Genomic DNA, 18,694 nt, shown 5'->3' on the forward strand with positions numbered 1-18,694 from the left:
TTTTCGCTTGAACACTCTTGCATAATCAAAACGCGTTTGATAGAATAACACTTGTTCTTCCTGTTGTTCACAGTGAGAATAGGAACGGTAACGGAGGTGAACGAACATGGCTAACATCAAATCAGCGATCAAACGCGCGAAAACGAGCGAAAAACGTCGGGCTCACAACGCCTCGATGAAATCGGCCATGCGCACAGCGATCAAAAAATTTGAAGCGCTCGTCGAATTGAAAGATGTAGAAAAAGCGCGCGAGGCATTCATTATCGCGTCGAAAAAATTAGACAAAGCTGCAAGCAAAGGCCTTATCCATAAAAACGCCGCCAGCCGGCAAAAATCGCGCTTAGCAAAAAAATTGAACAGCATCCAAGCTTCCTAATCAAAAACGACCTGGCGCCAGGTCGTTTTTTATTGCCTCTTTTGTTCACCGCCGGCCATGGCGCTCCGCCTGCACCGGACGGGCGCCCCAGCGCATCAGAAGCAACTCGACAGCCAGCCGGCGATCGACCGCCCCACTTTTCACTTCATAATCGGCGGCAGCGAGCTCATTGATCGCCTCCGCAAGCTCCCCGTCAGAGAAGCGGGCGGCTTGGGCAAGGGCAAGCTTGACGCGGAACGGATGCACCTTGAGAGCCGAAGCGATTTGCGCCTGCCCGTAGCCTATCGAAGCGAGCCATTTCACTTGCGAAAGCAAGCGGAAATGGCCGGCAAGCAACGCCAAAATTTTGATCGGCTCCTCATTGTTCTCAAGCAGATCGTAAAACGTCTGCAGCGCCGACGGAATATCGCGCTTCGCCACTTGCTCGACCAGCACAAACACGTTTTCTTCCGGCGTGCGGGCGACAAGCCGTTCAACAACCGACGCCTCGACCGTTCCGCCCGGCCCGGCAAACAGCGCCAGCTTGTCAATTTCATTCGCCAAGACGGAAAGCTGCGTCCCGGCCCGCCGCAACAAAACGTCGATGGCCTCATCGCTTGCTTGCGCCCCTTCGCTCTCGATCCGGCGCCGCACCCAGGCGCGCAGCTCTGCTTCGGCAAGCGGGGCGGCGATGACGACTTCGCTATGCTCTTTAGCGAGCTTCGTAATTTTTTTCCGCTCATCGAGCTTGTCGTACGGCGCCAAAAAGACGACGATCGAAAACGGCGCCGGCGCCTTCAAGTACGCCTCCAGCTTCGCCAAGTCATGCTCGATCTCCTTCTCCTTTTCCGCGGCGAAAAAATACGGATGCTTGATGAGAATGACGCGCCGCTCGCCGAAAAACGGCACCGTCTCGGCCTCCTCCAACGCCGCCTCCACCGGCGTTTCCTCGCAGTCGTACACAGCCAAGTTCCACTCCCGCTCCTCATCGCCAAGCGCCGCGTTCACCAATCGATCATACGTTTCCATTAATAAAAACGGCTCGCTGCCGTATAATAAATAGAGGGGAGAAAAATTCCGTTTTTCGATGTTTCCCCATACGCGTTCCAGCATGTTCCCGTCTCCATTCCCTAGCAATGTTTCTGCTAGAAAGATACACTGTTTTTCGCCATTTTACAAGGGAACCGGCTGCCGAAAAAACCGGTTCCCCTTTATATAAACGCTGGCAAATAAGTCCTAGGACCTTATTTGCCAACGGGTTATTTTTATGTTTTCCCGGCCGTTGGAAAGTATTTGTGTCAACTGTTGTCAAGGAAGGAAAAGAAGCGAGCGGTGGTAGATTTTTTGTACGTTTTCGTCTATACTAAAAATGATTGCACGAGGAGGGGGAAAACGATGAACGTATTCGAAAAGGAAGTGCAAAGCCAACGCAATGACGCCGTCGATTCCGCCGTCGGATTCATCGTATCGTTTGGCTTTTTCGCCACGATGTTCATCATCGCAACGCTAATCGAATTTTTTGGCCGATAAGGATTGCTTGCATAAGCAATCCTTATTTTTTGCGCACTACATCTTATGGTTTCATCACCTGAAAGGTTCCACCATTTTCATCATACACATAGCGAATGGCCCCGCTTTCATCCGTCCGCCAAACGATCACCCGTTGGCGCTTTAGCCGCATGAGCACTTCGGGGGACGGATGCCCATAGCGGTTGTAGCGGCCGACGGAAATAACGGCCGCCCGCGGCTTGACTGCTTGCAAAAACGGCTCGGTTGTCGACGTTTTGCTGCCGTGGTGGGCGACTTTCAATACATCGACGCGCAACATTGGATACGCGCGGATGAGCGCTTGCTCCGCCTCTTCCTCGATATCCGCGGCAAACAGCCACGTCAACCCGCCGAGGCGAACGAGCAACACAAGCGAACCGTTATTATCCTCGATGTTCCCCTCTTCCGGATGGAGCACAGAAAACAGCACGCCCCCCTTCTTCCACTGTTCTCCCCGCACAGCCGCTTTGACCGGCACGGGAAACGGGCGCGCCATCTTTTGGACGCGCGGCAGCGCCCTCGGGCTTGTGACAATTTCCTTCACTTTGACCGCTTCGAGCACCTCAGGCGCGGCCCCGATATGGTCGGCATCATCGTGCGTCAATATGAGCTTATCGATCGTTCGCACCCCTTGCGCTTTTAAAAACGGCATGACGACATCGCGGCCGACAGCAAACCGCCGCGACCGCCTGCGCCATGATTCCTGCGCCCGTTCCGGCGTCCCTCCGGTGTCAATGAGATAAACTGCTTTTCGATAAGGAAGCTCAATGTAAATGCAGTCGCCTTGCCCGACATCCAACACCGTCACCTCGCCTTTTGGATCAATATACGGCACGACGAGCTGAAGCGCCATGGCCGCCGTCACCGCCGCCAATCCGCGGAGCGCTCGTCCGCGCTCCCAATCCAAAAACGCCGCCATGACAGCCGCCAAATAGCCAGCTAAGCACCACGGCCCCGGACGGCCAAGCACAAGCATAAACGGGTGATCGGCCGAGAAAAAATGGACAACGGCGTCCGTCAGCTCAATGAGACGGCTAAACAGCCAAATGAGTGGAGAAAAGGGAAAAACCGCGGATAGAAAAGCGAGCGGCAAGATGACAAATGAATACCAAGGGACAAAGAAGACATTGAGTCCTACGCTCCAAACAGAAACTTCATAAAAATGGTAAAGCAAAACCGGCAGCGCGGCGAGCTGAGCGGCAAGCGCTGTCTGAAACAGACGCCCAAGCGGCGAACGAACGGAGACGGACACAGGGAAATGAACAAGAAGGACGAACGTGACAATGAACGATAGTTGAAAGCCGACATCCCAAACCATATATGGATCAAAGACGAGCAGCGCCAACGCTGTCCAACTCAACGCATCAAGCGGATGGATTGTTCCTTTTTTCCACTGGACGGCCAATACAATCATTCCTGTCGCACAGGCGCGCAACACCGACGGCGAAGCGCCGGCGAGCACCGCATACATAGGCAATAGAGCAAGCAAGGCGAGCACGGCCGCCTCGCGCGTCACAAACCGAATGGCAGCGGCAAATGCGGCGCCGACAAGCAAGGTGACATGGCCGCCGGAAATCGCCAACAAATGGATGAGCCCGAGCCGCTGGTAGCCGTCAAGCACCGCCTCATCCAGCGAGCGGCGTTCGCCATAAATGAGCGCAGCGGCAATGCCGGCCGCTTCCGGCGGAAACCGGGCTTCAATCCGGCGAACGCCGGCTTCGCGAATCGCCTCAAGCCGCTCGACGATGGTTGGACGGACGCGCACGCAAGCGGAAAGATCGATCTCCTCGGCGAGAAAGAGCCAATGAATGCGGTGGCGGTACAAATAGCGGCGGTAATCAAACGCATACGGATCGCTGGCCGGCATCGGGCGCTCAAGCGTTCCGCTGACGCGGCATACCGTCCCTGGCATGAGGTGCGCTCGCAACGCTTCTTTTTCCGCGACCGTGCGAATGGTGTAACGGAGCTGCACCCGCTCCTTGCCAGCTTGAACGGCCGCCTGCAACCGGTCTCCGTCGATCGCCGGCGCGGCGGAAAAACGGATGGAAAGCGAATGGCGGCCGCCAGAAAGGGACGTTTGGTTATGATGGTCAACGATGAGAAAATAGACAAAAAAGAGGGCAGCTGCAGCCAAAGAAGGCAGGAAACAGTGCGGCCGGCGGATGAAAAGAAGAAGGAGATAAACGACAAGGAGAAGAAACGAGGTTTTGGATGGGGAGGCGGCCGCCACGGCAAGCAGCGCCGCCGCGGCGGGATAGACAGCTTGTCCTTTCATGCTTCCCCTCCACCGGAAAGCAAGGCGAACACATCCGTTTTCAACGGCACTTGCACGAGCCGGACGCCGGCTTGGGCAAACAGCTCCAAGGCGTACGGATGGTTTTTGTAGTCTTGCGCATAATAGACCGCGCGGATGCCGCTTTGAATGATCGCCTTGCAGCAATGCAAACATGGAAAATGGGTGACATACATCTCCGCCCCCTCTGTCGGGACGCCGAACTTGGCGCATTGCAAAATGGCGTTCATTTCCGCGTGAATCGTCCGCACACAATGCCCATCAATGACGTAGCACCCCTCATCGATGCAATGGGCGCCGCCAGCGATCGACCCGTTGTACCCGCCGGCGATGATGCGTTTGTCGCGCACAATCGTCGCTCCGACCGCGAGCCTTGTGCACGTGCTGCGCAGAGCCAACAAATGGCTTTGCGCCATAAAGTATTGATCCCACGTGATTCGTTCCATTTTACGTCCCTCCGCTCGTTTCCATACTTTTAGTCTACCGGCCGCCGCCTGCCCCCGTCAACGTCGAAAAACGTCCGCGTCAACCCCGATCCGCCCATAAACGAGAAACGCTTCGCTCTCCCCTCATTTACGGCACAAGCAAATACGGTTTCAATTTCTCCAACGTTTTTTCGCCGATTCCGGTCACATTCAACAAGTCTTCCGCCCGCTGAAACGGCCCGTGTTCCTCGCGATAAGCGATGATCGCTTTTGCCTTCGCCGGTCCAATGCCGGGAAGCTGCATCAACTCCTCTTCCGTCGCCGTATTGATCGCCACTTGCGGCCCGCTTCCCGCTTCATCTTTCGGCGCGGCACCGGTTGTTTCCGACGCAGGAGCGGCCTCGCCTTTTGCCGGCACGTAAATCATCATTTCATCGCGCACTTTTGCCGCCAGATTGACTTTCGTTTCATCCGCCTCGTCCGTTAATCCGCCGGCTAGGGCGATGACATCGCGGATGCGGGCGTCCGCCGCCACCTCGTACACCCCTGGTTTCGCGACCGCCCCTTTCACATCCACCACAGCGGTCTTTGGCGCTTCTTCCTTTTTTGCTTCCGGCTGGGCGGCATCGGTTTCAGCCGCCGGCAAGACGACTTGCCCCTTTTCATCCGTCGGATGACGAAACACCCACAACCCCGCCGCCGCGGCAAACAGCAAAAGCACTCCCACTTTTCCATACCGTTTTCCAAGCTCCTGCACCTGTTCCCACATACGTCCCATCCTTTCCGTTTCCAGTCATAAATCAAGCATTTTGCTCATACATATCGAAAAAGAGAATTCCGGCGAACAAAACCGGGAGGGGGGACAATACATGAACATCGGCGTCATCGGCACGGGGAATATGGGCACCATTTTAATCGAAGCGTTCCTCGACTCCGGCGCCGTCAAAGAGAATGAACTGGTCATTACGAACCGCACGCTTGCCAAAGCGTTTGCCATACAACACGCATATCCCGGAATCAAGGTGGCTGCCGATGCGGCAGAAGTCGTCAAACAATCCGACGTCATCTTTTTATGCATCAAACCGTTCGACATCCACCCATTATTGCAGCAACTGACCACGTGCTGGACAAATGAACATTGCCTCGTATCGATCACAAGCCCCATCAGCGTCGAACAGCTTGAAGCGGCCGTCCCTTGCCAAGTCGTGCGCGCCATCCCGAGCATTGCGAACCGGGCGCTCTCCGGCAGCATCCTTGTCACGTTTGGATCACGCTGTTCGGCCGATTGCCGGCAAACGATCGATGATCTTCTCCGGCGCATCGCCTCGCCGGTGTACATCGACGAGGCCATCACCCGCGTCGCCTCCGACATCTCAAGCTGCGGCCCGGCGTTTTTCAGCTATTTGCTTCAGCGCTTCATCAACGCCGCGACGGCCAAAACCGCCATCACGAAAGAACAAGCGACGATGCTGGCGACCGATATGATCATCGGCCTTGGGGAACTGCTCAAGCGGAATCTGTACACATTGCCAACGTTGCAGGAAAAAGTATGCGTCAAAGGCGGCATTACCGGGGAAGGAATCGCTGTGCTGGAACAACGAATGAACGGCGTCTTTGAAGAAGTGCTGGCGAAAACACATGAGAAGTTTAAAGAAGATGTGGAGAAGGTGAAGCAACAGTTTTCATAAGTTTAATTCGACGCGGAACGGTAAATTCCTGCTTTGTTTGGCAAAAAAGTTACCCCTGGCTTCTTCAGCTAGGGGCTATCGTTTCCATCCTCATCCGGCTTTGTGGCTGGGTGCAACATTGTTGCTATAGAGGCAAACTACGGCTGTTGAGCTGTTTTCGGATTGTCTAATTGCAATCGTTATATTTCGACAAATAAGCCTTATAATCCTTCTCAACCAATATAATTTCAAAAAAAAGAGCCCTCCGGCTCTTTTTCCTCTTTTTGCCCTATTTCGAGCGGTGTTCAAGCATCTCAAATACACCATTGGCAACAGCGCCTTCTTTTTTGTCTATTCCGGCTCACCGCTTCCGCGCGACAAAAAACAAGCGCTCCGCCGTTTCGGTCGGGGGCGCATCGGTGAAGTCAGCGGTCACCTCAAGCACTTCGAAACCGGCGTCATAAAGCCATTGCTCATAGGCGGCGCGCTCGAACGTGCGCTGTTCGTGCCATTCGTCATAGCGCTCATAAAGGGCGCCGCGGCGGACGAAAAAGGTTAATTCATGCCCGACGCTGTGCGGCCAGTCAAGTGGATGGCATGTCCATATGTAGCTGATGTCCTCGTCTTGATCCGCAAACACCGCATCGCGAAACAAAACGTCCGTTTTGTAGACGGAATGGACGTCAAACAAAAGCAGCCCGCCGCCGCCAAGGGCGCGATAGACGGCGGCGAACGTCCGCTTGACATCCTCTTCGCCTGTCAAATAGTTCAGCGCATCGCAAAAAATGAAGGCGCCATCCAAATCAGAAAACCCGTCGAGCTCCGCCATGTTTTGTTCGAAAAACGGCACATCGACGCCCGCCGCTCCGGCTTTCGCCTGGGCGATAGCAAGCATATGCTCGGACAAGTCAACGCCCGACACTTGCCATCCCGCCTTGGCGAGGCGAATGGCAAGCTCCCCCGTCCCGCAGCCGATGTCAACGACCCGTCTGCCGGGCCTTTGGGAGTAGCGGGCGAAGGCCCGCTCGACAAACGATTGCCATGCGTCGTACGGCGCCTCGGCCATGAGCGCGTCATACCAATCGGCAAAGCGGCCGTACGTCATGGCTGCAGCACAGCCGCGACGTCTTCGGTCGGGGCGTCTCCCCAAAGGCGCTCGAGGTTGTAATAATCGCGCTCATCTTTGGCGAAGACGTGAACGACGATATCGCCCAAATCAACGAGCACCCATTTCGCCTCATGGAACCCTTCGACCCGCTTCACCGCTAGGCCGTGTTCCTCCGCTTGGTCTTGAATTTCGCGGGCGATCGCTTGCACTTGTTTGTCCGAATTGCCGTGGCAAATGACAAAATAATCGGCGACCGGCGAAATGCCTTTCATGTTGAGGACGACGATCTGCTCCGCCTTTTTGTCATCCGCCGCGCGGACGACAAGCTGCAATGCCTCTTGTTCCGTCACCGTTTTGCTTCCCCCTTCACTTCACGCACGAGTGAATTGTACGCATGAATCGTGTCTGGATAAATGAGCTGGCGCTTCTCAAGCAAAAACGCGATCGTGTTTTTCACCGCCTGCAACAGCGCCCGGTTGAGGTCTTCTTCCGCTAGGAGCCTTACTTCATCAACGCCGGGGAAACGCCGCCCCGGTTCAATATAATCGGCTAAGTAAATGATTTTTTCAAGCAGCGTCATCCCGGCGCGCCCGGATGTATGGTAGCGAATGGCATCCAACACTTCCGGGTCGTCAATGCCGGCTTCCGTCTTCACTAAATAGGCGCCGACGGGCGCATGCCAAAGCTCGCTGTTGTAAGCAAGCAAATCGTTGGGCATATTTTGCGCCAAAATGATTTGTTTCATTTCCTCGACCGGGCGGAATTTTGCATAGTCATGGAAAATCGCCGCCAGTTCCGCCTTTTTTGCGTCAGCGCCGTATTGCTTGGCGAGCTTAACGGCGGTTTCGACAACGCCAAGCGTATGTTCGTAGCGCTGCTCCGTCAGCTGTTGTTTCACGATCATTAACGCCTGTCCTCGCTCCATATAGCCCCTTCTCCTCGATATAAAGTCTGACCCCTTCCGGCACGAGGTAGCGAATCGTCTGCCCGTTTCGCACCCGCTCGCGAATGAGCGAAGACGAAACAGCAAACTGCGGCGCTTCGACCTCGATGACCGGATACGGCGTTTCCATTGAAAACCCCGGCCGCTTGACGCCGACGAACGTCACCAACCCAATGAGCTCATCGATGCGGTGCCAATTCGGCAAATATTCGACCATATCCGCACCGATGATGAAATAAAACTCGTCATTGGGATGCATCGCGACGAGTTGCCGGATCGTATCATACGTATACGAAGGCCCTTCCCGTTCAAGCTCGATCGTCTCAATGTGAAAGCGCGGATGGCCGGCCACGGCCAACTCGAGCATGCGCAAACGGTCTTCGCTTTTCGTCACTTGTTCGTGCTGCTTATGGGGAGGAATGCGGTTGGGCAGAAACCAAATTTCTGACAATCGAAGAGCATCAAGCACTTCATTCGCCATGAGCAAATGACCGTAATGGGGCGGATCAAACGTGCCGCCGAAAATCCCGATTTTTCCCATCTTCCTTCCCCCTGCCGCCTGCCGTAGCCGCCCCCGTTGTCAGTCAGGCAGGACGATTTGTTTATGCTCTTTCGATTCTTTGTACAAAACGATCGTGTTGCCGATCACTTGCACGACTTCCGCCCCTGTTCCCGCCGCGAGCTGCTCGGCGACGGTGCAGCGGTCTTCCTCACAGTTTTGCAAAACGCTTACTTTCAGCAACTCGCGCGCCTCGAGCGCCGCTGCGATTTGTTCGGTCATCGCTTCCGTCACGCCGCCTTTGCCGACTTGAAAAATCGGCTTTAAATGGTGAGCTTGGGCGCGCAAAAACCGTTTTTGTTTTCCAGTTAACATATCTTACCTCCTCAACGCTTCGATGACAAGCTGTTTCATCCGGTTGACATCCGGCCATTGGCCGGTCCACTTTTCAAACGCGAGCGCCCCCTGGTATACGAGCATGCCGACGCCGTTTTGCACGCGGGCGCCGCGCGCTTTCGCTTCGTTTAACCATTTCGTTTCCATTGGGTTGTAAATAATATCGGAAACGATCCCCCCTGGACGCAGCCGTTCAAGGGAAAGCGGCTGCGCCTCGACATGCGGATGCATGCCGACAGAAGTGGTATTGATAATAATATCGTATTCGGCCAGCCGTTTTTCGGCCTCGGCGAGCGAAAAATACGCCGAGCGGCGCGCATCCCCTTCGCGGACGAGCCGCTCCGCCTTTTCCACCGTCCGGTTGGCAATATCGATGCGCTCGGCTGCCGTCGACAGCAGGGAAAAGTAAATGCCGCGCGCCCCGCCGCCGGCGCCGATCACCAAAATGCGCCGGTCGTCAAGGGAGACGTCCATTTCTTCTTCCAGCGCCTTTACATAGCCGGGGCCATCCGTATTATAGCCGACGAGCCGGCCGTTGTCGTTGACGATCGTATTGACCGCCCCGATGCGGCGCGCCTGCTCGTCCACTTCATCCAAAAACGGAATGACCGCCGGTTTGTGCGGGATTGTCACATTCACCCCAGCGATGCCGAGCGCCCGCACGCCGGCGATCGCCGCGCCGACTTGCTCCGGTTCGACGGAAAACAAATGATAGCGCGCCGGAATGCCCAAGCGGACGAACGCATCGTTATGCATGAGCGGCGACAGCGAGTGCTCGACGGGAAACCCGATCAACCCGTATACCTTTTCCATCGTTCTCCCCTCCCACATTGTCTTAAATCAACGATTGGCGAATAAACACGTCGACCCCTTTCGGAGCATGGACGACGAGCTGAGCGCCCGGGTCGTTGCACGTCACCCAGCCGAGACCGGAAAAGACGATGTCTGTCTTCCGCTCTTTGACCGACAACGAGCGCGGCACAAGCAGCGGAAACTCAGCGGCATAGCGCTTGCTTGGCGGTGAGAGCAAATCGCCGAGCTGGTTGGCGTAAAGGGCGTCGGCTTTTTCCAACTTTGTCCGGTGAACCGTCAGTTCGTTGGCCATATAGCAAACGAACGAGCGGCGCCCGCCTTTGATGTAATCGAGGCGGGCCAAGCCGCCGAAAAAGAGCGTCTGCCCTTCGTTGAGCTGATAAACGCGCGGATGGATTTCCCGCTTTGGCGTAATGATTTTCAAATCGCGCGCATCGACAAAGTGCGCCATTTGGTGATGGTTGATGATCCCTGGCGTATCATACAACGTCGCCCCGCCCTCAAGCGGGATTTCGATCATATCCAGCGTCGTGCCAGGGAAATATGACGTAGTAATCACATTCCCTTTGCCGGTCGCTTCTTCAATGATCCGGTTGATGAACGTCGACTTGCCGACGTTTGTGCAGCCGACGACATAGACATCGCCGCCCTCGCGATAGCGGTCGATCGCCTCCATCACCTTCGCCATGCCGATTCCTTTCGCTGCGCTGACAAGGCAGACATCCACCGGACGCAGCCCGAGCTCTTCCGCCATGCGGCGCATCCAGCGCAGCAGCTTCGGGTATTTGACCGACCGCGGCAATAAATCTGCCTTGTTGCCGACGAGCAAAATCGGATTTTCAGCCGCAAACCGCGGCAAGCCAGGAATCCAGCTGCCGTTGAAATCGAAAATGTCGACGATGTTGACAACCAGCGCCTTCGACTCCCCGATGCGATGCAGCATGTTTAAAAAGTCGCTGTCATCAAGCGGCACATCTTGCACTTCATTGTAATGCTTCAAGCGGAAGCAGCGTTGGCAAATGACGTCTTCCGCCTCTTTCTCGAGCACGCTTTTCGGCGCATAGCCCGCCTTTTTCGGATCGTCAAACTGGATGGCCGCTCCGCAGCCGATGCAACGCAGTTGTGGCTCCACGATCATTCCTCCCAGTAAATCATCCCTTTTTTGCGCATGGCGTTTAAAATTTTTCGCTCCATTTTTCGATTGAAGCGCGTCCATAATCCGTCCGTCTCAGCGACCGGGACGACTAAAATCGTGTTGAGTCCAAGTCGGTTGCCGCCGAGCACATCGGTCAGCAGCTGGTCGCCGATGACGACGACTTCTTCCTTTTTCAATCCCATCATGTCCAATGCTTGCAAAAACGCACGTGTCAGCGGTTTGCGCGCTTCAAAGATGAACGGAATGCCGAGCGGCTCAGCAAACGACTGCACGCGTTGTTTATTATTATTCGATACGATGACGACCTTAATGCCCGCCTGCCTCATCGCATCAAACCATGCGGCCAGCTCCGGGGTAGCGCTCGGCCGATCCCATTCGACGAGCGTGTTGTCCAAGTCGGTGATGATCCCCTTGACCCCTTTTTGCTTCAGCACGTCCGGTGTGATGTCCATGACGCGCTTGGCAAACTGGCTTGGCAAAAAGTAATGAAGCATATCAACACCTGCCTTTTGCTCTGCTTTTCCCATCATAACGAATTTCTTCTTCCGTTTCAAAACAAAGTTTGCCAATCTCCCGCCAGAACTGTCTGGCAAAAAAGTTTTCGACAAATTTTTTGCCTGCCGGATTGTGGATAACTGTTGCCCACATTATACACAGGCTATCCATCACGCTTTTCTTGCTTTACAAACATGTTTTCCACATGTTATCCACTGCTTTCTGTGGATAACAGAACGGTTGTTCTATTCCTCAAATCGTGGTACAGTGAAAGTAACCTACCATTATATGTATAGCATGCTCGCTATATTCCATATTCAAAGGAGGACCCGGCCGATGAAGCATCTGTCCGATGAGCTGTTGATCGAATCGTACTTCAAGGCGAAAGAGCTCAACCTCAGCCCGGAATTCATCGAGTTGATCGAAAAAGAAATCCAGCGCCGCTCATTGACCCATAAAATTAAGCTGTCCTCATAAACGAAGGCCTTCGGGCTTTTTTTTGTTTCCGAAAGCCTTAACGTTCGCGCCCTTGGCGCCAATAGCCGAGCCGCTCGCCGACTTTGATCGGCATCGGCGCAACAATGCGCGGGTCAGGTGCGAAGCTTCCTCGTTCAAACAGCAAAACGACCGTCGAACCGAACGAAAAATACGCCATTTCCTCTCCTTTGACAAGCTGTTCACCCTCATGGGTCAATTCAATGCTGTTGACGAACATGGCGCCGATTTTGACGATCGCCAGACGCTTGCCGCCGGCTGCGACTTCGGTGATCAAGCGGTAATTTTTCTCCAGCGGCCGACGTCCATATTTTAAGCCAAGACGGTTGACTGGATACGACTTGCGGCCGAGCGCCCATTGCTTTTCGATCACCCCAGATATTGGACTGTGGATGCGGTGATAATGGCTTGGGCTCAAATACAGAATAAAAAAGAACCCGTTCACATACGGCCGCGCCGCCTCGACGCTGCCGAGCATTTCAGCAATGGAATACGGCTTTCCCTTGACAATCATTTCACAGTTTTCCCGAATCGTGCCCATGTCTTCAATGACGGCATCGACCGGACTGACGACCGCATGCTCATCAGCGTCGACCGGCCTCGCCCCGGCCTTCAGCCGACGGATGAACAGCTGCTGCAATGTCTTATAATTTTTCAAGCTTTTTTCCATCTCTTCTTGGTTAATATGATAAATTTTTGCATACGATGGTATCAATAGCCCGCTGAGGCGCGACTTGGCAAACGAAGCGAGCAGCTTTGAAGAAAGCGAGTGATTGGTCAGCTCAATCAACAAACGATACAGCCATTTTCGCAAGCACGTTCCCTCCAGTAGCGCAACATCGCCATTCGTTACTACCTTCCATATTACCGCCAAAATGAGTATAATGGTAGTAGAATTTTCTTTTGGCGTTTTCTGTTGGAAAAGGAGTGGGGAAACTTGTTCTTATCGAACTATTTAGATTATACGTTAAAAAAGCTGAAAGCAAACATGGCAAACATCTTGACGATGACGAACTTGTCGCTTGGCGGCTTTTCCGTCCTGGCTACGCTGAAAGGGCAGCTTCATATGAGCGTGCTGCTCGTTTTTTTAGCCGCGTTTGTCGACCGTTTTGACGGCGCTGTCGCACGAAAGCTGAACATTGAATCTGAACTCGGCAAGCAGCTCGACTCGATGAGTGACATCGTCTCCTTCGGCGTCGCTCCCGCCTTGCTGATGCACCAAGGCTTGTTCCACGAGTTCGGCGCGCCCGGCGCGGTATTCACCGTTTTGTACATCGCTTGCGGCGCCTTCCGCCTCGCTCGCTTCAACATCACAGAAAACAACGGCTACTTTGCGGGGCTGCCGATCACGGCCGCCGGGGTGTTGATGACGCTCGGTTATTTGGCCATCCCATACTTTCCGCCACAGTCGTTTATGTTTTTGGCGCTCATTTTATCGTTTCTAATGGTCGGAACGTTTAAGCTGAAAAAAATATGACGATCGCCGGAGCTGCCCTTTCCGTCAGCCTATGGAGCGGGCGGCTTTTTGCGTCTCATGTCACACCTTTTTCCCTTTTCAACCTCCTATATTCAGTATATGATAAATATGGTTTCTTCATAAAAACGCCCAATGGCGTAGATCGTTCGTACGGAAAAAGCGGGGGGATTCTTTTGGACAAAACATCGGTTATCGGCATCATTCTTGGCTTCGTTGCCGTCGGGTTGGGCATGTACTTTAAAGGCGTTTCACCCGCCGTGTTGATCAATCCGGCCGCTATCCTCATCATTCTCGTCGGGACGGCGGCGGCGGTCGTCATCGCCTTTCCAACGCGAGAAATCAAAAAAGTGCCAAAGCTACTAAAAATTATTTTCACCGAACCGGACACGCCAACGGTTGAGCAACTCATTCCTCTGTTCGTCGACTGGGCGAACATCGCCCGTCGTGAGGGATTGCTGGCGCTCGAGGCGAAATTGGACGACATTGACGACCCGTTTTTGCGCAACGGACTGAGCATGGCGATCGATGGGCAAACGCAAGAGTTCATCCGCGATGTGATGACAGAGGAAATCGCCGCCATGGAAGAACGCCACGAAGCGAATGCCGCGATTTTTTCCCAAGCAGGCACATATGCGCCGACGCTCGGGGTGCTTGGCGCCGTCATCGGCCTGATTGCCGCACTTGGCAATATGGAAAACATCGCCGAGCTCGGCAAGGCGATCAGCGCCGCCTTTGTCGCCACGATGCTCGGCATTTTCACCGGCTATGTGCTTTGGCATCCGTTTGCCAACAAACTGCGGCGAAAATCGAAGGAAGAGGCGCGCGTGCGCTACATTATGATTGAAGGAGTGCTGTCCATTTTGGAAGGACAAGCCCCGCGCATGATCGAACAAAAACTCGCCTCATACTTGCCGGAAAGCGAGCGGCGCCAAGCGCTGGTGCAAGGGGAAACGGCCAATGGCTAAGAAAAAAAAGAACAAGCATGACGACCATATGAGCGAGGCATGGCTCATTCCGTATGCGGACTTGTTGACGCTGTTGCTTGCCTTGTTCATTGTCTTGTTTGCCAGCAGCCAAATTGATCAAAAAAAATTTCAAGAAATTGCGCGCGCCTTCAGCACCACCTTTGCCGGTGGAACAGGCGTCCTTGACTTTCAAAGCCCGATCGAGCCGATCACCCCGCTGACCCAAGACGAAGAGGGGCAGCATCAAGAAAAGCAGCCTTCCCCGACAGTAAGCAAAGAGGAAAAAGAAGAGCTAGGGCAAATGAAAGCAAAAATCGACGGCTATATCCGCGACAACAAGCTGACTGGCAAACTGCAGACTTCCTTGACTGACGAAGGGCTCGCCATTACGATTGTAGATGATATTTTATTCGACTCCGGCAGCGCCGAAGTGCGCATGAAAGACCGGCGTCTGGCGGCGGAAATCTCCGCTTTGCTTGTCATGAACCCGCCGCGCAATGTCATTATCAGCGGCCATACGGACAACGTGCCGATCCATAACGAGAAATTTGCTTCCAACTGGGAGCTGAGCGTCATGCGCGCCGTCAATTTCATGAAAGTGCTGCTTGAAAACAAGCGGCTCGACCCGCGCTATTTCAGCGCCAAAGGGTATGGCGAATACAAGCCGATCGCCTCGAACGCTACGGCTGCAGGGCGGATGAAAAACCGGCGCGTCGAAATTTTGATTTTGCCGCGCACCAACCTCAACGATTCGTCCACATCCACTCAGTGACCGCCGCGCCTTAAGCGGGCGGTTTTTCTTTTTTCTAAACCACCGTCTGGCCAAACGCCTCTGGCCTATGTCCAAACGAAAAAAAGCCGGCGTTTCGCCGGCTTTTTCACCTTCATCCACGAAGGCCCTTTCCCGAAAAAAGGTCAAAGCTTGATCTTCCATTGAATGACCCCAGCTTTGGCAAGCGCTTCAACCAAAATGACAACGACCGGCCCGACGAACAACCCGATAAAGCCAAGCAGCTGAAACCCCAAATAAACGCTGACAAGCGCGGCGAGCGGGGAAATGCCTAAATTGGTGGAAAACACTTTCGGCTCGATGATCCGGCGCACGACGGTGATGACGACAAACAGAACGATCAAGCCAATGCCAAGCGTATTGTCGCCGTTCGCCATGCTGATGAGCCCCCACGGAACGAGCACGGAACCCGTTCCTAAAATCGGCAAAATATCGACAACGACGATGATCAGCGCCATTAGCGCCGCATAGTCGACGCCCAACAACAGCAGGCCAGCCAGCGCAAGGAAAAACGTAATTAAACTAAGCAAAAACTGCGCTTTCAAAAAGCCGATCCCGGCTTTGCTCAGCTGGGCGACGACCATTCCGAGCCGCTGCTGGGTCCGTTCGGACAAATAGCGGCGCATTCCTTGCTTCAGCCGGGGCAAATCGAGGCAGATGAGAAACAGCGCGATCAAATACACCAAAAAATGAATCAAAAACGCCGGAATGGCGGCAATATAATGGACGAGCGACTGCGTCAAGTTGGTCGCAAACGACAAAAGCATTTGCTGGACGGTATTTACACCGCGTTCAAGCGAATCGATGATTTCCTGCGGAATGGAGCTGGAATACGACTGCCACGTTTGAATGAGGCGGTCGAGCACTTTCGTCGCTTCGCTTAAGACGTAAGGCAGTTTTTGCGAGAGCGCCATCACTTGCTGTACAAAAATAACGACTAGAAGGTAAAGGGAAAGCCCAAGAATGATGATAAACAATGAAAAAATCGCCGTGACGGCGTGTGCGCGCTTCAGCTTATAATTTTCTTGCAATCGGCGGATGGACGGCTCAAGCAAAAGCGCGGTCGCAAGCGCGAAGAGAAGCGGCACGCTGTATGGCACAAGCCATAGCTCCACAGCGAATAGCAGCGCAATCATGATCCAACGTTTCACGTTCGTCCCTCATTTTTCCTAAAAATTTAGCCAACAGATGTTTCATGTATAAATATAGCCGACACGATGCGGCCGGACAACTATTTCATGCGTTCCTTTCCGTCTGCAACGCGGCGCCGTCGCTGCCAAACGATGTAAATCGCCGCCACCGCCACAGCCGTTGCGATCGCCGGGCGGACGTACGGCGTTGCCATCTCGTCAATTTGCCGCCATCGGTGTCCAAGCTGCTCTCCCAACCAAATAAACAAGATGGACCACGGGATGATAGCCAGCACCGTGTAAATCGTAAACGGCAGCCATTTCATCCGGGCAATGCCGGCCGGAATCGAAATCGCATGGCGGACGACGGGAATAAACCGGGCGCTGAAAATGACGCCGGGGCCGAATTTAGCAAACCATCGTTCCGCCACATCCAAATGCTTTGGCTTGATCAATATATATTTTCCATAGCGATCGAGAAACGGCCGTCCGCCATAGTAGCCCATCCAATACAAAAACAGCTGCGCTGCCGTGCCGCCTACTGTTCCGGCCGCCACCGCACCAGCGAACGAGACATCCCCGCGCGCCACCAAATAGCCGGCATAAGCCAGCACGATCTCGCTAGGGATCACTTCCACCATCAAGGCAAGAGCGATGCCAGCGTAACCTAAACTAGTCAAAAATGAAAACATCGATTGAATGATTTCGTGCACCGTTGTTCCTCCTTGCTTTCCATCCCTTTTCCCATTGTTTAATTATACTATATGTTTCTAGCAAGCAAAACGAAAAAGCGGCCGATGTTCAGCCGCTTTTTCTCTAGGCGCTTTGCTGCTGCAGCTCAGCGATGTATTGTTTTCCTTGTTCTTCGTTATATTGCCCTTCCCACTTCGACATCACGACCGCCGCCAGCGAATTGCCGATGACGTTGACCACTGTGCGGGCCATGTCCAAGATGCGGTCGATGCCAGCGATAAACGCCAACCCTTCCACTGGAATGCCGACGGTGCCAAGCGTCGCCAATAAGACGACAAACGACACGCCTGGGACGCCGGCAATCCCTTTGGACGTCACCATCAAAACGAGCACAAGCGAGATTTGCTGTGAAATCGGCATGTCGATGCCATACAGTTGAGCGATAAACACAGCCGCGAGCGCCTGATAGAGCGTCGAACCGTCCAAGTTAAACGAATAGCCGGTCGGAACGACAAACGATGTCACCGCTTTCGGACATCCGAACTTCTCCATTTTTTCCATCACTTTTGGAAGCACCGTTTCCGAGCTCGACGTGCTATACGCCAACACGATTTCATCTTTTAAGATTTTAATAATATGAAAAATTTTAATCCCTGCCAACTTCGCCACTCCACCAAGCACCACAAGCACAAAAAACGCCATAACCGCATAAACAAGCACAACGAGCTTGCTGAGCGGAAGAAGCGAAGCGACGCCGAACTTCGACACCGTCACGCCGATCAAGGCAAAGACGCCAAACGGCGCAAACTTCATCACTTGATTTGTGACATAAAACATCGCTTCCGCCGTGCCTTGGAAAAAACGAAGCACCGGTTTCCCTTTTTCGCCAACCGCGGCGACGCCCAAACCGAACATTACTGAGAAGAAGATGATCGGCAGCATATTGCCGGTCGACAACGCTTCAAACACGTTTTTCGGCACGATGTTGACAAACGTTTCAACCATCGAATGGTGCTGCACTTCGTTCGTCGTATCGACGTACGATTGGATATCTGTTTTCTCAAGCGATTTCATATTGACGCCGACACCCGGCTGGAAGATGTTTGCCGCCAAGAGGCCGACGATAATGGCAATCGTCGTAATGATCTCAAAATAAAGGATCGTTTTGCCGCCCAACTTTCCGAGCTTTTTTACATCGCCGACGTTGGCGACGCCGACAATCAAGCTCGAAACGACGATCGGAATGACGATCATCTTAATTAAACGGAGAAAAACATCTCCGATCGGCTGCAAATACGTCGCTACTTTAGGGTTTCCGTAAAAAACGGCTCCGACGATAATCCCGAGAATAAGTCCGATGAAAATTTGCCATGCCAAGCCGATCTTGCGCATGATTCTTTTTTCGCCTCCTTTAGACAATTTTAGACAAAAGACGACAAAATTATT

23 protein-coding genes are annotated in these 18,694 nt (G+C 53.7%); 7 read left to right on the top strand and 16 right to left on the bottom strand.

Annotation, left to right across the window (positions count from 1 at the left end):
• Positions 1 to 106 precede the first annotated feature (106 nt).
• Positions 107 to 376, top strand: a complete 270-nt coding sequence (gene rpsT, locus GJ1_RS03505; RefSeq protein WP_011231991.1) for a 30S ribosomal protein S20 — start codon at positions 107 to 109, stop codon at positions 374 to 376.
• 45 nt (positions 377 to 421) lie between these two features.
• Here rpsT and holA read toward each other — a convergent pair whose 3' ends face one another.
• Positions 422 to 1,468, bottom strand: a complete 1,047-nt coding sequence (gene holA / locus GJ1_RS03510; protein ID WP_066228543.1) for a DNA polymerase III subunit delta — start codon at positions 1,466 to 1,468, stop codon at positions 422 to 424.
• A 282-nt stretch (positions 1,469 to 1,750) separates the two neighbouring features.
• Here holA and GJ1_RS17580 point away from each other — a divergent pair, with 282 nt between their 5' ends.
• Entirely contained in the window at positions 1,751 to 1,885 is a 135-nt protein-coding gene (locus GJ1_RS17580) for a YqzM family protein (protein ID WP_011231993.1), read from the top strand.
• Positions 1,886 to 1,928: 43 nt separating this feature from the next.
• Here the strand turns inward: GJ1_RS17580 and GJ1_RS03515 are convergent, their stop codons facing one another.
• From GJ1_RS03515 to GJ1_RS03525, 3 genes are all read right to left on the bottom strand, one after another.
• Complete coding sequence (locus GJ1_RS03515; RefSeq protein ID WP_066228545.1) at positions 1,929 to 4,178, bottom strand: DNA internalization-related competence protein ComEC/Rec2; 2,250 nt, start codon at positions 4,176 to 4,178, stop codon at positions 1,929 to 1,931.
• On the bottom strand, positions 4,175 to 4,642 hold the full coding sequence (locus tag GJ1_RS03520) for a ComE operon protein 2 (RefSeq protein WP_066228549.1): 468 nt from the start codon (positions 4,640 to 4,642) through the stop codon (positions 4,175 to 4,177). The genes GJ1_RS03515 and GJ1_RS03520 overlap by 4 nt, the downstream gene beginning before the upstream one ends.
• A 127-nt stretch (positions 4,643 to 4,769) precedes the next feature.
• Positions 4,770 to 5,390 (bottom strand): helix-hairpin-helix domain-containing protein, encoded by a 621-nt coding sequence (locus GJ1_RS03525; RefSeq protein ID WP_066228552.1) that lies wholly within the window; start codon positions 5,388 to 5,390, stop codon positions 4,770 to 4,772.
• 100 nt (positions 5,391 to 5,490) lie between these two features.
• Here GJ1_RS03525 and comER point away from each other — a divergent pair, with 100 nt between their 5' ends.
• Positions 5,491 to 6,309 carry a late competence protein ComER gene (gene comER, locus GJ1_RS03530; protein WP_066228558.1) on the top strand — a complete coding sequence of 273 codons (819 nt, stop codon included), beginning with the start codon at positions 5,491 to 5,493 and terminating at the stop codon, positions 6,307 to 6,309.
• Between the two features lie 340 nt (positions 6,310 to 6,649).
• Here comER and GJ1_RS03535 read toward each other — a convergent pair whose 3' ends face one another.
• The 8 genes from GJ1_RS03535 to GJ1_RS03570 are packed head-to-tail and all read right to left on the bottom strand — an operon-like array spanning position 6,650 to position 11,697.
• Positions 6,650 to 7,393 carry a class I SAM-dependent DNA methyltransferase gene (locus GJ1_RS03535; protein WP_066228561.1) on the bottom strand — a complete coding sequence of 248 codons (744 nt, stop codon included), beginning with the start codon at positions 7,391 to 7,393 and terminating at the stop codon, positions 6,650 to 6,652.
• Entirely contained in the window at positions 7,390 to 7,746 is a 357-nt protein-coding gene (rsfS, locus tag GJ1_RS03540) for a ribosome silencing factor (protein ID WP_066228564.1), read from the bottom strand. Before rsfS ends, GJ1_RS03535 begins: the two co-directional genes overlap by 4 nt.
• Positions 7,743 to 8,321 carry a bis(5'-nucleosyl)-tetraphosphatase (symmetrical) YqeK gene (gene yqeK / locus GJ1_RS03545; protein WP_066228565.1) on the bottom strand — a complete coding sequence of 193 codons (579 nt, stop codon included), beginning with the start codon at positions 8,319 to 8,321 and terminating at the stop codon, positions 7,743 to 7,745. The genes rsfS and yqeK overlap by 4 nt, the downstream gene beginning before the upstream one ends.
• Positions 8,230 to 8,880, bottom strand: a complete 651-nt coding sequence (locus GJ1_RS03550; RefSeq protein ID WP_066228568.1) for a nicotinate-nucleotide adenylyltransferase — start codon at positions 8,878 to 8,880, stop codon at positions 8,230 to 8,232. Before GJ1_RS03550 ends, yqeK begins: the two co-directional genes overlap by 92 nt.
• 39 nt (positions 8,881 to 8,919) lie before the next feature.
• Positions 8,920 to 9,213, bottom strand: a complete 294-nt coding sequence (yhbY, locus tag GJ1_RS03555; protein WP_014196388.1) for a ribosome assembly RNA-binding protein YhbY — start codon at positions 9,211 to 9,213, stop codon at positions 8,920 to 8,922.
• A gap of 3 nt (positions 9,214 to 9,216) precedes the next feature.
• Positions 9,217 to 10,047, bottom strand: coding sequence for a shikimate dehydrogenase (gene aroE / locus GJ1_RS03560; protein WP_066228571.1), 831 nt, complete (start codon positions 10,045 to 10,047; stop codon positions 9,217 to 9,219).
• Between the two features lie 22 nt (positions 10,048 to 10,069).
• Positions 10,070 to 11,179 carry a ribosome biogenesis GTPase YqeH gene (yqeH, locus tag GJ1_RS03565; protein WP_066228730.1) on the bottom strand — a complete coding sequence of 370 codons (1,110 nt, stop codon included), beginning with the start codon at positions 11,177 to 11,179 and terminating at the stop codon, positions 10,070 to 10,072.
• 2 nt (positions 11,180 to 11,181) lie between these two features.
• Positions 11,182 to 11,697 carry a YqeG family HAD IIIA-type phosphatase gene (locus GJ1_RS03570; protein WP_066228727.1) on the bottom strand — a complete coding sequence of 172 codons (516 nt, stop codon included), beginning with the start codon at positions 11,695 to 11,697 and terminating at the stop codon, positions 11,182 to 11,184.
• A 337-nt stretch (positions 11,698 to 12,034) separates the two neighbouring features.
• Between GJ1_RS03570 and GJ1_RS03575 the strand changes: the two genes are divergently transcribed.
• Positions 12,035 to 12,175 carry a sporulation histidine kinase inhibitor Sda gene (locus GJ1_RS03575; protein WP_008879941.1) on the top strand — a complete coding sequence of 47 codons (141 nt, stop codon included), beginning with the start codon at positions 12,035 to 12,037 and terminating at the stop codon, positions 12,173 to 12,175.
• A 37-nt stretch (positions 12,176 to 12,212) separates the two neighbouring features.
• Here the strand turns inward: GJ1_RS03575 and GJ1_RS03580 are convergent, their stop codons facing one another.
• Positions 12,213 to 13,007, bottom strand: coding sequence for a phosphatidylserine decarboxylase (locus tag GJ1_RS03580; RefSeq protein ID WP_066228574.1), 795 nt, complete (start codon positions 13,005 to 13,007; stop codon positions 12,213 to 12,215).
• A 123-nt stretch (positions 13,008 to 13,130) separates the two neighbouring features.
• Between GJ1_RS03580 and pssA the strand changes: the two genes are divergently transcribed.
• From pssA to motB, 3 genes are all read left to right on the top strand, one after another.
• Entirely contained in the window at positions 13,131 to 13,670 is a 540-nt protein-coding gene (pssA, locus tag GJ1_RS03585) for a CDP-diacylglycerol--serine O-phosphatidyltransferase (protein WP_066228577.1), read from the top strand.
• Positions 13,671 to 13,843: 173 nt separating this feature from the next.
• Positions 13,844 to 14,635, top strand: a complete 792-nt coding sequence (motA, locus tag GJ1_RS03590; protein WP_066228733.1) for a flagellar motor stator protein MotA — start codon at positions 13,844 to 13,846, stop codon at positions 14,633 to 14,635.
• Positions 14,628 to 15,407, top strand: coding sequence for a flagellar motor protein MotB (motB, locus tag GJ1_RS03595; protein WP_066228581.1), 780 nt, complete (start codon positions 14,628 to 14,630; stop codon positions 15,405 to 15,407). The genes motA and motB overlap by 8 nt, the downstream gene beginning before the upstream one ends.
• A 143-nt stretch (positions 15,408 to 15,550) precedes the next feature.
• On the opposite strand, the gene ytvI is transcribed toward motB, so the two are convergent.
• The 3 genes from ytvI to GJ1_RS03610 all read right to left on the bottom strand — a co-directional run bounded on the left by ytvI (position 15,551) and on the right by GJ1_RS03610 (position 18,640).
• A complete protein-coding gene (ytvI, locus tag GJ1_RS03600) occupies positions 15,551 to 16,576 on the bottom strand; it encodes a sporulation integral membrane protein YtvI (RefSeq protein WP_066228584.1) in 1,026 nt (341 codons plus the stop codon).
• Positions 16,577 to 16,656: 80 nt separating this feature from the next.
• Positions 16,657 to 17,268 carry an undecaprenyl phosphate transporter UptA gene (gene uptA / locus GJ1_RS03605; protein ID WP_066228586.1) on the bottom strand — a complete coding sequence of 204 codons (612 nt, stop codon included), beginning with the start codon at positions 17,266 to 17,268 and terminating at the stop codon, positions 16,657 to 16,659.
• 103 nt (positions 17,269 to 17,371) lie between these two features.
• Complete coding sequence (locus GJ1_RS03610) at positions 17,372 to 18,640, bottom strand: cation:dicarboxylate symporter family transporter (protein WP_066228589.1); 1,269 nt, start codon at positions 18,638 to 18,640, stop codon at positions 17,372 to 17,374.
• Positions 18,641 to 18,694 lie beyond the last annotated feature (54 nt).

Origin of the sequence: Geobacillus jurassicus NBRC 107829 (assembly GCF_001544315.1) — a bacterium.
GTDB classification, from domain to species: Bacteria; Bacillota; Bacilli; order Bacillales; family Anoxybacillaceae; genus Geobacillus; species Geobacillus jurassicus.

Excerpts from the sequence above, each read along its gene's own strand:
- GJ1_RS17580 (WP_011231993.1), top strand. The coding sequence starts at position 1,751 with ATGAACGTATTCGAAAAGGAAGTGCAAAGCCAACGCAATGACGCCGTC.
- GJ1_RS03520 (WP_066228549.1), bottom strand. The coding sequence starts at position 4,642 with ATGGAACGAATCACGTGGGATCAATACTTTATGGCGCAAAGCCATTTG.
- GJ1_RS03610 (WP_066228589.1), bottom strand. The coding sequence starts at position 18,640 with ATGCGCAAGATCGGCTTGGCATGGCAAATTTTCATCGGACTTATTCTC.
- aroE (WP_066228571.1), bottom strand. The coding sequence starts at position 10,047 with ATGGAAAAGGTATACGGGTTGATCGGGTTTCCCGTCGAGCACTCGCTG.
- GJ1_RS03575 (WP_008879941.1), top strand. The coding sequence starts at position 12,035 with ATGAAGCATCTGTCCGATGAGCTGTTGATCGAATCGTACTTCAAGGCG.
- yhbY (WP_014196388.1), bottom strand. The coding sequence starts at position 9,213 with ATGTTAACTGGAAAACAAAAACGGTTTTTGCGCGCCCAAGCTCACCAT.
- yqeK (WP_066228565.1), bottom strand. The coding sequence starts at position 8,321 with ATGGAGCGAGGACAGGCGTTAATGATCGTGAAACAACAGCTGACGGAG.
- GJ1_RS03525 (WP_066228552.1), bottom strand. The coding sequence starts at position 5,390 with ATGTGGGAACAGGTGCAGGAGCTTGGAAAACGGTATGGAAAAGTGGGA.
- GJ1_RS03570 (WP_066228727.1), bottom strand. The coding sequence starts at position 11,697 with ATGCTTCATTACTTTTTGCCAAGCCAGTTTGCCAAGCGCGTCATGGAC.
- rpsT (WP_011231991.1), top strand. The coding sequence starts at position 107 with ATGGCTAACATCAAATCAGCGATCAAACGCGCGAAAACGAGCGAAAAA.
- GJ1_RS03535 (WP_066228561.1), bottom strand. The coding sequence starts at position 7,393 with ATGACGTACGGCCGCTTTGCCGATTGGTATGACGCGCTCATGGCCGAG.
- comER (WP_066228558.1), top strand. The coding sequence starts at position 5,491 with ATGAACATCGGCGTCATCGGCACGGGGAATATGGGCACCATTTTAATC.
- GJ1_RS03515 (WP_066228545.1), bottom strand. The coding sequence starts at position 4,178 with ATGAAAGGACAAGCTGTCTATCCCGCCGCGGCGGCGCTGCTTGCCGTG.
- holA (WP_066228543.1), bottom strand. The coding sequence starts at position 1,468 with ATGCTGGAACGCGTATGGGGAAACATCGAAAAACGGAATTTTTCTCCC.
- motB (WP_066228581.1), top strand. The coding sequence starts at position 14,628 with ATGGCTAAGAAAAAAAAGAACAAGCATGACGACCATATGAGCGAGGCA.
- GJ1_RS03550 (WP_066228568.1), bottom strand. The coding sequence starts at position 8,880 with ATGGGAAAAATCGGGATTTTCGGCGGCACGTTTGATCCGCCCCATTAC.